Origin of the sequence: Actinoplanes sp. CA-131856 (assembly GCF_050956135.1) — a bacterium.
In the GTDB taxonomy this organism is placed as follows: Bacteria; Actinomycetota; Actinomycetes; order Mycobacteriales; family Micromonosporaceae; genus Actinoplanes.
The window spans coordinates 3,169,138-3,184,160 of record NZ_CP191849.1; the positions used below are offsets into that span (position 1 = coordinate 3,169,138).

Sequence of the window (15,023 nt, forward strand, 5' to 3'; positions counted from 1 at the left end):
GGATGGGTCATGCACGGTGGCGGCCTAGCGTGACGAAATGGCCCGCAAATTCGCGATCGTCACCGCCACAGTGCTCGCTTTGCTCACCTACGGCACGCCCGCAAGCGCGGACGCGAAGTTCCGGCCCGGGGCTCCGGGTATCGGCGATCCGTATTTCCCGCTCTCGGGGAACAGCGGGTACGACGTCAAGCACTATGGCCTCGACCTGCGCTACACGCCGGGCGACGATCGTCTGGCGGGTACCGCTGTGATCACTGCTCGGGCCACGCAGAACCTGTCGCGGTTCAATCTCGACTTTCACGGGCTTTCCGTACGGTCGGTGACCGTCGACGGCCGTGCGGCGCGATGGAGCCGCGGCGGTGACGAACTCACCGTCACCCCGGGGCGGGGTCTGCGCGACGGGCACGCGTTCACTGTCGTCGTGCGCTATGACGGTGTGCCCGGTCTCATCACCAACGAGAGCCTCGGGGACGGCGGTGTCTTCCACACCGACGACGGCATGGTCATCGTGGGGCAGCCGTTCGTCGCGTCGACGTGGTTCCCGGTCAACGACCATCCGCGCGACAAGGCCTCCTACACCGTGCGGATGACGGTTCCCAAGGGGCTGGAAGCCGTCTCCAACGGCAAGCTGATCAGTCACACCACCAAAGGACCCTGGACCACGTGGCTGTGGGACGAGCGTTCGCCCATGGCGTCCTACCTGGCCACGGCCACTGTCGGCGAGTTCCGCACCAGCTCGTACGTCAGGAATGGCATCAAGTTCTTCGACGCCATTGATCCGGATCTGTTCGTCCGGCCGCCCGCCCGCACCGGCACTCACCTGGCCATCGGCGGGGTGGGCGAACCGGCGTACAAACGGCTCACCCGCACTGTCGATGTTCCCGCGAGCGGCGGGCGGATGACGTTCTGGGTCTCCCGCGAGACCGAGTCCGACTGGGACTACTTCTTCGTCGAGGCCCGCACCGCCGGCGGTGACGACTGGACCACCCTGCCCGACGCCAACGGCCACACCAGTCATGACACCGGGAACCTCTGCGACTACGCGGGCGACGTGCACCCGTTCCTCGTGCGCTATCTCGACTGCTCGGGCACCAGTGACTCCTGGAACGGCGCCACCGGTGTCAGCGACGGGTACGAGCAGTGGTCCATTGACCTTTCCGCCTATGCCGGCCGGAGTGTCGAGCTTTCCTTGACGTACGAGAACGATCCTTCGTACTCCCCGCCCGGGGTCTTCGTCGACGACATCGTCGTGTCGAACGGGCCGGGCACCACCTCCTTCGAGCCCGACGGCAACCAGCTCGACGGCTGGACGCCCACCGGGCCACCGCCCGGCAGCGAACCCAACCCCAGCCAGTGGACGGTCGGCACCGTGGCCGACGAGCCCACCACCACCGGTGAGCTGGCCGCTCGCTCTTTGGCCCGTGGACCCGAGATCATTCGATTCGAGTCGGCGCTCTTCGGGCCGTACCCGTTCGCATCCGCCGGAGGCATCGTCGACGACGTGGCCGGTCTGGGCTTCGCCCTCGAGAACCAGACCCGGCCCATCTACGCCCGTGAGTTCTTCACCGATGCCGAGAGCGGCGACAGCGTCGTCGTCCACGAGCTGGCCCATCAGTGGTACGGCGACAGCCTGGCCCTGACCAACTGGCGTGACATCTGGCTGAACGAGGGCTTTGCCACGTACGCCGAGTGGCTGTGGAGCGAGCACGAAGGCCGCGACACCGTCCAGCAGATCTTCGACGGCACCTACAGCGGCATCCCGGCCGACGACCCGTTCTGGACGCTGCGCATCGGCGACCCCGGCCCGGACAACCTTTTCGACGGGGCCGTCTACAGCCGGGGCGCCATGACCCTGCACGCCTTGCGCCAGCGCATCGGCGATTCCACTTTCTTCCGTCTGCTGAAACAGTGGGCCACCATTCACGCCGGCGGCAACGTGACGACGCCGCAGTTCGTCGCCCTGGCCGAGCGCCTGTCCGGCCAACAGCTGGACGACCTGTTCACTGCCTGGCTCTACACGCCGTCCAAGCCCGCCGCAGCCGTGGCCGTGACTGCGGGCAGCGCCGGCGCCGCCATCGTCCGGCGGCCTTAGAAAGGGGGGTCGGGCGCGGTCGGTTGGGCTGGCGAGGTGGGTCGGGCGCGGTCGGTTGGGCCGGCGGGTGGTTCAGCCGCGGCTGGTTGGGCCGGCGAGGTGGGGCGGATGCGGTCGGTCGGTTGGGCTGGCGCGGTGGGTCAGCTGCGGTCGGTCAGGCCGGCTAGGCGCAGGGCCAGGTTCGCTCGGAAAGACGGTACGCGGGACAGGGCCGACAGGGCGGCGTTGCGTACCGGGCGGGCTGCGGCCGGGACTGTGGCCAGGCGGGTCAGGCGGGAAGCGAAGCGGACCACCTCCTCGGCGGCTGGGTGGCGGTCGGCGGCGTAACGGGTGAGGGCCGCCTCCGAACCGTCGGTCAGTGCTTCGGCCAAGGCCAGAGCGTCGCGCAAGCCCAAGTTCATGCCCTGGCCGCCGGCGGGGCTGTGCACGTGGCCCGCGTCGCCCGCCAGCAGGACCGGGCCGGCTCGGAACGTGTCGGCGACGCGGTGGTGGACCCGGAAGCGGGAACCCCACACGACCTCGGTGACCCGTGCCGGTTCGCGGGCGGGGCCCCTCGTGGAGAGGAGGGCCTGAACATACGCGGCGTCCGGCTTCTCCGGAGCGTCGCCGACCGCCGCCACGATGCGGACCGTGCCGTCGGGCAGCGGCGCCCAGACCAGCATGCCGGAACGGGAGAAATAGAGGACTACCTCGTCGCGCGGTGGGCCGCCGTCGACCCTGACGTCGGCCAAGGTGAAGGACTCGCCCTCGGCGGCGGCGTTGCCGAAGCCGATGCCGGCCAAGCGGCGGACGGTGCTGTTCATGCCGTCGGCGGCCACCACCCACCGGGCCGTCACCTGCTCGCCGGAGGCGAAAGTGGCAGTCGAGCCCTCGAGACCGACCATCTCCTGGTCGCGCCGGACAGTGCCGCCGGCGGCGGTCAGGCGGTCGTTCAGCACGGCCTCGGTGGTCGACTGCGGCACCATCAGGGCGTACGGATAGGGCGTCGGCAGACCGTCGAAGGACACCGGCACGAGCACCCGGTCGCGGTCGCGGATGGTGAACCGCGGCGCCCGGATGCCCGCCGCGACCAGCGGGGCCGCCGCGCCGATGCGGTCGAGGGCCTCTAGCGTGCGGGCGTGCACGACCGCCGCCCGGCTGGTGTGGGCGGCCGTGGCCGCGCGGTCGACGACGGTGACGCCGACCCCGTTCTGCGCGAGGGCGGTCGCGGTGGCCAGCCCGACGGGCCCGGCGCCGACGATCAGGACGTCAGTGGTCGTGGGAAGCATCGATCTCACCTGCCAACATCTGTTTGCCAACGTGTGTTGGCAAAACCGTAGCGCCGGGAAACTGGCGCGTCAACAGGTGTTGGCCTACGGTTGTTGGCATGAGTGAGGACCGACCACGCCGCTCCGACGGGACCCGGGCGGCGATCCTGCGCGCGGCCCGGGAGCGGTTCGCCGCCGACGGCTACGAGCGGGCCACCATCCGCGCCATCGCGGCCGACGCGAACATCGACCCGTCGATGGTCATGCGCTACTACGGCAACAAGGAGCGCCTCTTCGCGGCCGCGGCCGAGTTCGATCTGCGTCTGCCCGCGCTCACCGGCGTACATCCGGACCAGGTCCCGGCCCTGCTCGTCGGGCACTTCCTCGAGCGCTGGGAGGGCGACGAGACGCTGATGGCCCTGCTGCGGGCCGGTGTGACCAACCCGGCCGCCGCCGAGCGCATGCGGGAGATCTTCGCGGCTCAGCTCGTGCCCGTGGTCGAGCGGCTCGCACCCGACCGTCCGCACGTCCGCGCCGGCCTCGTCGCCTCGCAGATCCTCGGTCTCGCCCTGTGCCGCTACGTGCTGCGGCTCCCGCCGATCGTCGCCATGGAACGGGCCGACGTCGTCGCCTGGAGCGCCGCGGCCGTGCGGCACTACCTGATGGGGTCAGAAACGGAAACGGCTGAGGTTGGTCTGGAGGTCGCCCGCCACGCGGGCCAGGTCGACTGAGGTCTGCTCGGCGTTGGCAGCGGCGCTCGTGGTCTCGGACGCCGCCTGGGCCACGCCGCTCACGTTCGCGCTGATCTCGGCCGAGCCCGCCGCCACCTCGGCCACGTTGCGGCTCATCTCGGCCGTCGTCGCGGTCTGCTCCTCGACCGCGGCCGCGATCGCGGTCTGCGTGTCGTTGATCTGCTGGATGACCTCGCTGATCGCGTTGATCGCGACGACCGCCGACTGCGAATCGGCCTGGATGGCCGAGACCCTGGTCGAGATGTCCTCGGTGGCCCTCGCCGTCTCCTGAGCCAGGTCCTTCACCTCCGACGCAACCACCGCGAAACCCTTGCCCATCTCGCCCGCCCGGGCCGCCTCGATCGTGGCGTTCAGGGCCAGCAGGTTCGTCTGCTCGGCGATGCTCGTGATCAGCTTGACCACGTCGTCGATCTCGGCCGATGACGCGCCCAGCTTGTCGAGGATGCCGCGGGCGTCGGCCGTCGTGGTGACCGCGCCCGCCGCCACCGCCGCCGCGCTCGACGTCGAGCGGGCGATCTCGGCGATCGAGGCGCCGATCTCCTCCGAGCCGGCCGCGATGGTCGAGATGTTCACGCTGATCTGCTCCGACGCCGACGACGCGCCCTGCGCCTGCGCCGCCGACAACCGGGCCGAGTCGTTCACCGACGTGGCCACCGCCGACAGCTCCTCCGACGACGAGGCCAGCGTCTCCACGTTGACGCCGATCTCCCGCATCGAGGTCGACAGCCGTTCCAGGGCGGTGTTCAGCGACACGCCCATCTGGCCCATCTCGTCGCGACCGCGCACCTCGATCCGCTGATCGAGGACGCCCTTCGCGAGTTCGGACAGCACGGCCACCGTACGGCCGGCCGGTCCGGCGATGGCCCTGCTCACCACGAACACGATCAGGCCGGAGAGCAGCACGGCGGCGACGATCAGACCGATCATCAGCATCTCGGCCCGGTCGCTGGACTTCTGCGACGCGGCCATGGACGCGGCGGCCGAGGCCGACTCGATGTCGCCGATCTCGTCGAGCGCGTCCATCATCGTGGAGATCGCGGCGTCGGCGCTGGCCGCCCGCACCTTCACGAACTGGGCGGTGTCACCGGCCAGGGCCAGCGGCAGCAGTTGATCGTCGCGGACGTCACGATAGGTCGCCAGGCTGTCGGTGAAAGCTTTGACCTGCGACTCGCGGCCGGCGATGCCGGTGCCCTGATATGCAGCCCACTCCTGGTCCAGGGCTTTGTCGTATTCCGCCATCTGCGCCTGCACCTTCGCCTTGGCCGCGGCGGTGGCGGAGATCAGCAGATTGGTCAGACTGAAGCGGATCAGCACCAGATCGGCCTTGGTCTCGCCCGAATACCCGATGGCCAGAAGATTGTTCTGGTACATGGCCTCGGTGTGGTGGTTCGTGTCGCGCAGCCGCAGGACGCCCACGACTCCCACCACGACGGTCAGGGCGCACACGACGCCGAACGCGACGATCAGCTTCTGGGCCACCCGCAGGTTCTGAAACACACCCTTCCGGTCGGCTCCCGGCACGACGGGCTGAGAAGAACACAAATGATCAGACATGGTGTACGGCTTTCGATCGTGCCACTTTGCCGACAGAACCCATCCGGCGGCCGGGGCGCGCCGAACCTCTCCTGACACTGGAGGGGGAACAATGATCAAACGATCTCTGGCGGCGACCGGCGCTGCCGTACTCGTTGTGTCGCTCACGGCCCTCGGGCCGGGAGCCTCCACGGCGTCCAGCCACCGGGAGGCGCCGCTGATCGCCAGCGACCCGGCGGCGGACAACACCGACCTGTACGCCTTCGTCAGCCCGGACCGCCCGGGATACGTGACGATGATCGCCAACTGGATCCCGTTCGAGGAGCCCGACGGCGGGCCCAACTTCTACCCGTTCGCCACCGACGCCGCCTATCGGATCAACGTCGACAGTGACGGCGACGCCAAACCGGACGCGATCTTCCGCTGGACCTTCAAGAACGTCGACAAGCGCGGCAACAACACGTTCCTCTACAACAACGGGCCGGTCACGTCGCTCGACGACAAGAACCTGCTCTTCAAGCAGACGTACACCCTCGAGTCGTCCTTCAACGGCGAGCCGTTCAAGACGCGGATCACCGATGCCCCGGTCGCGCCCTCCCGGATCGGCGCGGCCTCGATGCCGGATTACCAGAAGCTGCGCGACCAGTCGACCGTACAGCTGAAAGGGGGTTGGAAGTTGTTCGCCGGCCAGGCGGACGATCCGTTCTTCCTCGACCTCGAGGTCTTCGACCTGCTGTACGGGGGTGACCTCAGCGAGCGTGGCAACGACACGCTGGCCGGATACAACGTGAACAGCCTGGCCATCCAGGTGCCGTTCAAGGACGTGGCCCTCAAGGGCGACGCCAAGCGCAACCCGGTGATCGGCGTCTGGACGACCACCGAGCGCAACCGCTACCGCATGGCGTCGGGTGACACCTCCGTCGGCAGCGACCGGGTGCAGGTGTCCCGGCTCGGCAACCCGCTGGTCAACGAGGTCGTGGTGCCGGCCGGCCTCAAGGACGCCTTCAACTCGATCTCGCCGGACAAGGACGCCGGCATCCCGCAGGTGGTCAAGCGGGTCACCGATCCCGAGCTGCCGAAGCTCATCGAGGGCATCTACAAGGTGAAGGCGCCGCCGACGCCGCGCAACGACCTCGTCGAGATCTATCTGACCGGCATCACCACCAAGGCCGGCGGCCCGATCAAGGCCGACCTGAACTCGCAGCTCAACAACATGGACGTCAACGCCAAGAAGTTCCGCCCGTCCGAGATGCTGCGGCTCAACCTGGGTGTGCCGGTCAGCACACAACCGGAGCGGCTCGGGGTGCTGGCCAAGGACCTCCAGGGCTTCCCGAACGGCCGCCGGCTGACCGACGACGTCCTGGACATCTCGTTGCAGGCGGTCGAGGGCGCGGCCCAGAGCGGCAAGCTGGTCGACGCGCTCGCCGACGGCGACAAGGTGGACGCGAACGACAACGCCTTCGGCACCACGTTCCCCTATCTGGCGCTGCCGAACCAGGGCGCGGTCAACGCGGACCGCAAATCGGCGCCGGCCGCGGCACCTTCGGCAAATGAAACCGAAGAGCCGGCGGCAAATGAAACTGAAGAGCCGGCGCCGGACATCACGCCGGCGGCCGCTTCCTCCGGGCTGAGCAACTCGTCCGCCGTGCTGGGTGGTGTCCTGGGCGCGATCGCCCTGGTCACGATGCTGACGGTGTGGTGGCTGATGCGGCGGAGGCGGCTGGCCCGGCCGTCGTCCAACGACGACACCGTGATGTTCTGAGGGCGCGGGTGTTCCCCATGAGAAGAGCCGTCACCATCGCTCTGGCCGCGATCGTCCTGCTCGCCGTGGGCGCGATCTTCGGACTGCGGGGGACACCCGCACCTCCCGCGCCGGCCGCGCTTGTTCCCGTCGACCGGCTGGCGCAGACCGTCACCCAGGCCCAGCAGAAACTCCGCACGCTCCCGCGTGACTACCGCACGTGGGCGGAGCTGGGCCTGGCGTACGTCGAACAGGCCCGGGTCAGCGCCGACCCGAGCCGCTATCCGATGGCCGAGGCCGCGTTGCGCCGTTCTCTTTCGGTACGCCCGAAGGAGAACCCGCAGGCGCTGATCGGCCTCGGCGCCCTCGCCAACGCCCGCCACGACTTCACCGCCGCCCGCTCCTTCGCCCGGGACGCCCTGAAGATCAACACCTTTTCGGCCGAGGCGTACGGGGTTCTGGCCGACGCCGAGACGCAGTTGGGCCGCCCCGCCGAGGCCACCGCGGCGATCCAGCACATGCTGGACCTGCGCCCCGGCCTGGCCGCGTACGCCCGGGCCTCGTACGACCTGGAGCAGCGAGGCCGCCTGACCGAGGCCACCGACCTGATGCGCCGGGCCCTGGACGCCGCCGTCGACCCGGCCGACATCGCGTTCTGCCGCACCCACCTCGGCGACCTGGCCTGGTCACAGGGCGACCTGCACTCCGCGGGGCTGGAATATGCGGCTGGTCTGGCCGCGGCGCCCGGCTATCAGCCGCTGCTGCGCGGCCGGGCCCGGGTCGCCGCCTTCACCGGCCACCTGGACGCCGCCGCGAACGACCTCCGCACGATCGCCACCCGAACCCCCACCCCGGACACCCTCATGGAGTACGCCTCGGTGCTCCGCCTGAGCGGCCGCGACGAGGAGGCCACCCGTCAACTGACCCTGGCCCAGGCCGCCCACCGCATCTTCGTGGCCAACGGCGGCCGCGACGACCTGACCGCCGCCCAGCTGGCCCTGGCCACCGGCGACACCCGCGCGGCCGTGACCGCGGCCCAGTCCGAGTGGCGCCGCCGCCCGTTCGCCGAGGTGGCCGACGTGCTGGCCCAGTCCTTGCACGCGGCGGGCCGCGACAAGGAGGCCCTTCCCTACGCCACGAAGGCCACCATCGCGAGCCCGCACAACGCCGCGTATGCGTACCACAAAGCCCTTGTCTCTTTGGCTTTGGGCGACCGAGCCACCGCGCTGGCCGAACTGCGCCGCACCCGTGCCCTCAACCCGTACTTCTCGCCCGTGGAAGCCCCGAACGCCACCCGCGCCCTGTCCGCTCTGGAGGCCCAGCGGTGAAACGTACGCTCCTGATCGCGGCCCTGTGCGCGGTGGCCTTCGTGGCCCTCCCGTCGGCCCCCGCCGCCGCCCACCCGTTGGGCAACTTCTCGGTGAACCGCTACGCCGGCTTGACCTTGCACCCCGACCGCGTCGACGCCGTGGCGGTGGCCGACCTGGCCGAGCTGCCCACCCTCCAGGACCCGCCGGCCACCTGCGACGAGGCGGCCCAGGCGCTGACCGTGACGGTGGCCGGCGCGCCGGTCCGCTGGTCGGCGACCGAGTCTTCCCTGACGTACGCCAAGGGCGCCGGCGGTCTGCTGACAAGCCGCCTGACCTGCCGCCTGACCGCGAAGGCCAGCCTCGGCGGAGCCACCCGCGTCGAGGTGGCGAACCGCTTCCGGGACGACCGGATCGGCTGGCGCGAGCTGTCGGCGGCCGGCGTGGGCGTCCAGCTGACGGGTTCCTCGCTGCCCACGACAAGCCCCAGCAACGAGCTCCGCGACTATCCGAGCGACCTGTTGTCGTCCCCGTCGGACGTACGGACCGCCTCCTTCACGGCCGAGCCCGGGGCCTCCTCGGCGACGAACTCCACGACACCGTCGGCGACCAGCGGTGCCCCGTCGTTCCTGACCGCCGCGGAACGCCGTCTGGAGTCGTTGATCGGCAATCGCATAACCCCGTTGGTGGGCTTCCTGGCCGTACTGCTGTCGCTGGTGCTGGGCGCCGCCCACGCGGCCCTGCCCGGCCACGGAAAGACCGTGATGGCCGCCTACTTGGCGGGAAGCAGGGGCCGTCCCCGAGACGCCGTCCTGGTGGGAGCGACAGTGACTTTCACCCACACGGCCGGCGTGCTGGCTTTGGGCCTGCTCTTGACCACCGCCTCCGGCATAGCCGGCGAAACGGTCCTGTCATGGCTGGGCCTGACAAGCGGCATCCTGGTCATGGCGGTGGGCCTGGCGACGTTGATCCCGGCCATACACCGCCGCACAGCACACCACCATCACCACTCGCATTCCCACGGCGCCGCCCATGGCCACTCCCATTCCCATGGCCACGACGCCGAGCCCGCGGAAGGCCACCGCAATCATGGCCTGGCGCTCGCCGACCGCCCCGACCACGAGCACAGCCACAGTCATGACCTCGCCCCCGGTCACCGCCCCGGAAGGTGGAGCATCGCCGGTCTGGGCGTCGCCGGCGGCCTCGTCCCCAGCCCGTCCGCGCTGATCGTCCTGCTGGGCGCGGCCGCCCTGGGCCGAACGGTCTTCGGCGTCCTCCTGGTCATCGCCTACGGCCTGGGCATGGCCGCCACCCTGACCGCCGCCGGCCTCCTGCTGCTGCGCCTGCGCGACCGCCTGGAACGCCACTCGCCCCTGTTCAACCGCTGGCGCTCGGTAGCACAGCCCTTGACCGCAACCCTGATCGTCCTGGTCGGCCTCGGCTTGGCCGGACGAGCCCTGTTCAGCCTTGCTTGACCCGCCGCCTCCGCCGCAGCCGGAACCGCTCGACCGACCCGCCCTGAGCCCTCCACGAGTGCGTGCCTCGATAGCGTGTCCGGATGACCTTGGTCCGCAGAGCCGCGCTTGTCACGGTGCTTGTCGTTCTGGCCGCGGTTCTTGTCGCGGACGTTCCCCGTGGCGTCACGCTGAAGCACACGGTGACGTACGACAAGTACTCGCTGATGCTGGACGGCAAGCGGACGTACATCTGGTCGGGGGAATTCGCCTACTGGCGGCTTCCCAGCCCTGGGCTCTGGCGCGACGTGCTCCAGAAGATGAAAGCCAACGGCTACAACGCGGTCTCCCTCTACTTCAACTGGGCCTATCACTCGCCCAAGAAGGGTGTGTACGACTTCAGCGGCATCCGCGACGTCGACAAGCTGCTCGACATGGCCGAGGAAGTGGGTTTGTACGTCATCGCGCGCCCCGGGCCGTACATCAACGCCGAGACCAGCAGCGGGGGCTTTCCGGGCTGGCTCAACAACGATCCGGGCAAGGCCCGCAGTGATGCGCCCAGCTATCTCGCGGCGGCCGACGAATGGATGACGCGGATCGACGCGATCATCCGGCGGCATCAATATACGAACGGCACCGGCACTGTCATCCTCCAGCAGATCGAGAACGAGCTGTTCGCGATCGGGCCCTCGCAGCAGCGGTACATGGAGCATCTTGCCTCGCGGGTGCGGGCCGACGGCATCACGGTGCCGATCTTCCACAATGACGTGGCCCGCAACGGCTATTGGGTGCCGCCGGGTGGGGCCGGGCCGTTGAAAGGGCCGGTCGATCTGTACGCCTTCGACGCCTACGTGGGGCCGCAACGCTGCGGTGACGCGGCCAAGGACGCGCCCGACTTCGGGATCTGGGGTGACGTGGGGGCGGCGGCGTCGCCCAACACGCCCGGATTCACGGCCGAGTTCGGCGGCGGATGGTTCGACTACTGGGGCGGGCCTGATGCGTACGAATGCCTTGCCGCCGAAGGCGCGGGACCCGGATACGAGCGGGTCTTCTACGGCACGAACATCGCCAACGGGCTCAGCATCCAGAACTTCTACATGACGTTCGGGGGCACGTCGTGGGGCTGGCTGCCCTCGCCGATCGTCTACACCTCGTACGATTACGGGGCGGCCATCAGCGAGGCCCGCCAGCTGCGGCCGAAAACGACGGTGATGAAGCAGCTCGGCCTTTTCGTGCAGAGTTTCACGCCGATCACCAAGCTGGTTCGCGGCCCCGCGGTCACGCCCTCCTCGCCGAACGTCAAGGTCTATCACGACGTCAACCCCGACTCCGGCGCCCACCTTTTCGTGGCCATGCACAACCCGTCACGCGCGACGACCGACGACTCGTTCACCTTCCCCTTCGGCGACTACCAGCTTGCCGTACGCCTGAACGGGCAGGACGCGAAATTCATCGTCGCCGACTACGACATGGACGGGCAGCACCTCGTCTACTCGACGTCCGAGATGGTGACCCATTTCGAAGGGACCGCCCTGTTCACCGGGCGCAAAGGCGAAAGCGGAGAAACGGTTCTGCGGTACGCCTCCGAGCCCACCGTTGCGGGGGAGGTGCAGAGCTCGTACGACGCCGCCACGGGTGACCTCCGGCTCCGCTATGTCCACGGCGGTCTCCGCGAGGTGAAGATCAGCGGGGGCGGCCGGCCACCACTGACATTGGTGCTGACCGACGACATCAGTTCCCTGTGGCGGTACGACACGACTGCGGGCCCTGTCCTGGTGGGCGGGCCGGCGCTCGTGCGTACAGCCGCAATTGACGGGTCCTTGTTGACCTTGACCGGTGACACGGACGCGCCGACGTCGTTGCGGATCTGGGGGCCCGCGCAGGTCTCGCAGGTGCTGTGGAACGGGCAGCCGTACGCCGGACGGATCGCCGGGCCGTCAAAGGTGACATTGCCCGAGCTGGCCTGGCGTCGTTATGAACCGCCCCTTCCCGACGACACCGGATGGCAGATCGCCGACCACAAGACGACCACCGCCACCACCAAGCCGCCGGCCGGGAATCCGGTGCTCACCGCCGACGACTATGGCTTCCACCAGGGCGACATCTGGTACCGGGGCCGCTACACGGGCTCGGTGAAGTCGCTGAGCTTCCGGTACGGCGGTGGTGGCGCCGGGCTGCTGCAAGCCTGGGTGGACGGCGTCTACCTGGGACAACACGTGGTGCCGAGCGGTGTGCCGGCGCCGCAGCGGCTGGGCACGGCCACCTTCGAAGCCCCAGCCGTGGGCGGGGAACACGTCGTGACCGTCATGGTCCGCAACAACGGGCACACCCAGGACATGGCCGCCGACGAAGCGCACAAGGAGGGCCGGGGGCTGATCTCGGCCTCGCTCGGCGCCGCGGCCACCTGGAAGATCCAGGGCAACCGGGGCGGTGAGGACCTGGCCGACCCGGCGCGCGGGATCATGAACGCGGGCGAGATCGGCGGCTATCACCTGCCCGGCTATCCGGACGGCTCGTGGACGCCCGCTGCGGTGCCCGCCGCGACGGCCCGGCCCGGAACCACCTGGTACCGCACGACTTTCGCACTGTCCGTTCCCGACGGGCACGACGCCTCGCTCGGGCTGACGATCGGCGACCCGTCCACCTTGAGGTCGGCGGCGAACTACCGGGCGCTGATCTACGTGAACGGCTGGAACATGGGGCAGTACATCGCGAACGTGGGGCCCCAGAACACGTACGTCCTCCCCACCGGGATTCTGGATCCGCACGGCGTCAACACGCTGGCCATCGCGGTCACCAGCGACGGCGGCCCCGGCAACGGGCTGGAGAAGGTCAGCCTCACCGACCTGGGCACGGTACGCGGGGGCGTCGATGTCCCGACAGTGGAGGCGCCGGCCTGGAACCGGGAGAAATGGGGGTTAGAGTAGGGCCCGAGGTGGAGGTGAGCGCCTTGTTCCAGCAACGTGCCACCGATGACGCCAGCCTGCGCGACCGGCTCGTCTACGGAGACGAGACCGCCCTCATCGATCTGCACGAACGGTTCAGCTCGCTGGTCTACACGATCGCCGTCCGCGTCACCCGCGACAGCACGGCCGCGGAGGACGTCACCCAGGAGGTGTTCCTGGCCGTCTGGCAGCGCCCGCACGCCTTCGAGCCGGCCAAGGGCAGCCTGCGTGGGTGGCTGGCCATGATGGCACACCGGCGGGCCGTCGATTTCGTACGCCGGGAGGAAGCCCATCGCCGTACGTCCTTGTCGGTCCGCCTGTACGACGCCACGTTCAGCCGCGGCGACCCGGTGGGCGAGCAGGTGTCGGACGCCGACGCGGCGGCCCGCCTGACGGAGGCGCTGAAGGCCCTGCCCGAGCGATTGTGCCGGGCCATCACGCTGGCCTATCTGGAAGGCCACACGTACCGCGAGGTGGCGGTGGTCCTGGGCATCCCCGAGGGTACGGCGAAATCCCAGCTCCGCGACGGCCTGCGCCGGTTGGCGAAGGCGCTGCGCGAGACGCACACTGGCGAGGTGGAGGGAAAATGACCCACGACGCCGTCGCCGACCTCATCGGGGCCTGGGCGCTGGACGCCTGCCCACCCGACGAGACGGAGCTGGTCGAGGCCCACCTCGGCACGTGCGACACCTGCGCCGCCGAGGCCGGCGCCCTGCGTGAGGCGGCGGCCGACCTGGGCGGCGCCTACGTGCGCCCACCGGCGAGCTCCCTGTCCCGCCTGCTGGCGGCCGCCCCGGCCCGCCGGCGGCCCGCGCCGCGGGATTTCCCGTACGCGGCGCAGGTGGCGGCCCTGGACCTGACGCTGTCCGACCTGACGCCGGAGGAGTGGCGGCGCCCGGCGTTCGACGCGCTGACGGTGAAGGACGTGGTGGCCCATCTGGCGGCCACGGACAGCCTGGTCGCGGACGCCCTGGGTCTGCCGACCTCCCCGCCGATGTCGTCGCCGCTCAGCCCCGCGGCCCGTACCGAGGTGGTGCTCGGCTTCGAGAGCGGCCGGTCACCGGAGCAGACCCACGAGTCGTGGCGTTCCCAGGCCGACGCGCTGTGCCGGGCGGCCACGAGCCACCCCGCGCCCGGCACGGTGACGGTGACGTTGAGCCGCCCGTTCCCGCTGGCCGACGCGTTGACGGCCCGCGCCTACGAGACGTGGATCCACGGCGAGGACATCGCGGCCGCGACCGGGCGCCCGCCTCTGCCCCCGTTGCCCGGCCACATCCACCCGATGGCCGACCTGGCGGCCCGTCTGCTGCCACGGGTGGTGTCCCGCAAGCTGACGTCCACCGAGACCATCCACCTGCACTTGACCGGCCCCGGCGGAGGCACCTGGACGGTGCCGCTCGACCCGGCAACGGTGGCTTCGGAAGCCGTCGAGCCGGCCGCCACCGTGACCCTGGACGTGATCGAGTTCTGCCGCCTGGCCGGCGCCCGCCGCACCCCGTCCCAGCTGACCGTCACCACCGAGGGCGACGCCGCGTTGGCCAGCGCTTTCCTGGCCGCCGTGCCGTCGATGGCCCCGGTCCCCTGACCCTCCGCCCCTGATCGTCCGCGCAAAAGTCACCCGGGCGCACGAGGCCGCGGCCCGGCTGTCCAACTCGTGGATCATCATGAACCCGGGTGGGCCGCCCACGCCCGACAAGCCGGGCATCTCGGTCGTCGACTATGAGCCGGGGGACACCACCTCGATCTTCCTCAACTTGCGGGTGGCCGACATCGCCGCCTGCTACCGGGACTGGACGGCCCGGGGCGCCACCTTTCTGACGCCGCCGGTCGACCGTGGGGCCGAGCTCCGGTGCTACCTGCGTGACCCGGACGGCTACTTGATCGAGGTCGGGCAGAGCACCGGGCTGCTCCGCGGCCAGCACGCCACACCCGGCCCGGCGGTCAGCGGCTGA

At 70.0% G+C, this 15,023-nt stretch carries 11 protein-coding genes; 9 read left to right on the forward strand and 2 right to left on the reverse strand.

Features of this window, described 5'->3' with window-relative positions; all coding sequences use genetic code 11:
- The first annotated feature begins 37 nt into the window (after positions 1-37).
- On the forward strand, positions 38-2,092 hold the full coding sequence (locus ACQP2X_RS14910) for a M1 family metallopeptidase (protein ID WP_498697350.1): 2,055 nt from the start codon (positions 38-40) through the stop codon (positions 2,090-2,092).
- 140 nt (positions 2,093-2,232) lie between these two features.
- Here the strand turns inward: ACQP2X_RS14910 and ACQP2X_RS14915 are convergent, their stop codons facing one another.
- On the reverse strand, positions 2,233-3,360 hold the full coding sequence (locus ACQP2X_RS14915) for an FAD-dependent oxidoreductase (RefSeq protein ID WP_498697352.1): 1,128 nt from the start codon (positions 3,358-3,360) through the stop codon (positions 2,233-2,235).
- Between the two features lie 98 nt (positions 3,361-3,458).
- Between ACQP2X_RS14915 and ACQP2X_RS14920 the strand changes: the two genes are divergently transcribed.
- Positions 3,459-4,070, forward strand: coding sequence for a TetR/AcrR family transcriptional regulator (locus tag ACQP2X_RS14920; protein ID WP_498697353.1), 612 nt, complete (start codon positions 3,459-3,461; stop codon positions 4,068-4,070).
- On the opposite strand, the gene ACQP2X_RS14925 is transcribed toward ACQP2X_RS14920, so the two are convergent.
- A complete protein-coding gene (locus ACQP2X_RS14925; RefSeq protein ID WP_498697356.1) occupies positions 4,008-5,588 on the reverse strand; it encodes a methyl-accepting chemotaxis protein in 1,581 nt (526 codons plus the stop codon). The two genes, ACQP2X_RS14920 and ACQP2X_RS14925, sit on opposite strands and share 63 nt — an antisense overlap.
- A 148-nt stretch (positions 5,589-5,736) precedes the next feature.
- On the opposite strand from ACQP2X_RS14925, the gene ACQP2X_RS14930 reads away from it, so the two are divergent.
- The 7 genes from ACQP2X_RS14930 (at position 5,737) to ACQP2X_RS14960 (ending at position 15,023) form a co-directional block, all read left to right on the forward strand.
- Positions 5,737-7,386: a DUF4331 domain-containing protein gene (locus ACQP2X_RS14930; protein ID WP_498697358.1), complete on the forward strand. Its 1,650-nt coding sequence runs from the start codon at positions 5,737-5,739 to the stop codon at positions 7,384-7,386.
- 17 nt (positions 7,387-7,403) lie between these two features.
- Positions 7,404-8,693, forward strand: a complete 1,290-nt coding sequence (locus ACQP2X_RS14935) for a tetratricopeptide repeat protein (protein ID WP_498697359.1) — start codon at positions 7,404-7,406, stop codon at positions 8,691-8,693.
- Positions 8,690-10,147, forward strand: coding sequence for a HoxN/HupN/NixA family nickel/cobalt transporter (locus tag ACQP2X_RS14940; protein ID WP_498697361.1), 1,458 nt, complete (start codon positions 8,690-8,692; stop codon positions 10,145-10,147). The genes ACQP2X_RS14935 and ACQP2X_RS14940 overlap by 4 nt, the downstream gene beginning before the upstream one ends.
- An 83-nt stretch (positions 10,148-10,230) precedes the next feature.
- A complete protein-coding gene (locus ACQP2X_RS14945; RefSeq protein ID WP_498697362.1) occupies positions 10,231-13,053 on the forward strand; it encodes a beta-galactosidase in 2,823 nt (940 codons plus the stop codon).
- 23 nt (positions 13,054-13,076) lie between these two features.
- Positions 13,077-13,661, forward strand: coding sequence for an RNA polymerase sigma factor (locus ACQP2X_RS14950; RefSeq protein ID WP_498697363.1), 585 nt, complete (start codon positions 13,077-13,079; stop codon positions 13,659-13,661).
- On the forward strand, positions 13,658-14,656 hold the full coding sequence (locus ACQP2X_RS14955; protein ID WP_498697365.1) for a maleylpyruvate isomerase family mycothiol-dependent enzyme: 999 nt from the start codon (positions 13,658-13,660) through the stop codon (positions 14,654-14,656). Before ACQP2X_RS14950 ends, ACQP2X_RS14955 begins: the two co-directional genes overlap by 4 nt.
- A 79-nt stretch (positions 14,657-14,735) precedes the next feature.
- Entirely contained in the window at positions 14,736-15,023 is a 288-nt protein-coding gene (locus ACQP2X_RS14960; protein ID WP_498697366.1) for a VOC family protein, read from the forward strand.

Excerpts from the sequence above, each read along its gene's own strand:
- ACQP2X_RS14910 (WP_498697350.1), top strand. The coding sequence starts at position 38 with ATGGCCCGCAAATTCGCGATCGTCACCGCCACAGTGCTCGCTTTGCTC.
- ACQP2X_RS14915 (WP_498697352.1), bottom strand. The coding sequence starts at position 3,360 with ATGCTTCCCACGACCACTGACGTCCTGATCGTCGGCGCCGGGCCCGTC.
- ACQP2X_RS14920 (WP_498697353.1), top strand. The coding sequence starts at position 3,459 with ATGAGTGAGGACCGACCACGCCGCTCCGACGGGACCCGGGCGGCGATC.
- ACQP2X_RS14930 (WP_498697358.1), top strand. The coding sequence starts at position 5,737 with ATGATCAAACGATCTCTGGCGGCGACCGGCGCTGCCGTACTCGTTGTG.
- ACQP2X_RS14935 (WP_498697359.1), top strand. The coding sequence starts at position 7,404 with ATGAGAAGAGCCGTCACCATCGCTCTGGCCGCGATCGTCCTGCTCGCC.
- ACQP2X_RS14945 (WP_498697362.1), top strand. The coding sequence starts at position 10,231 with ATGACCTTGGTCCGCAGAGCCGCGCTTGTCACGGTGCTTGTCGTTCTG.
- ACQP2X_RS14955 (WP_498697365.1), top strand. The coding sequence starts at position 13,658 with ATGACCCACGACGCCGTCGCCGACCTCATCGGGGCCTGGGCGCTGGAC.
- ACQP2X_RS14960 (WP_498697366.1), top strand. The coding sequence starts at position 14,736 with ATGAACCCGGGTGGGCCGCCCACGCCCGACAAGCCGGGCATCTCGGTC.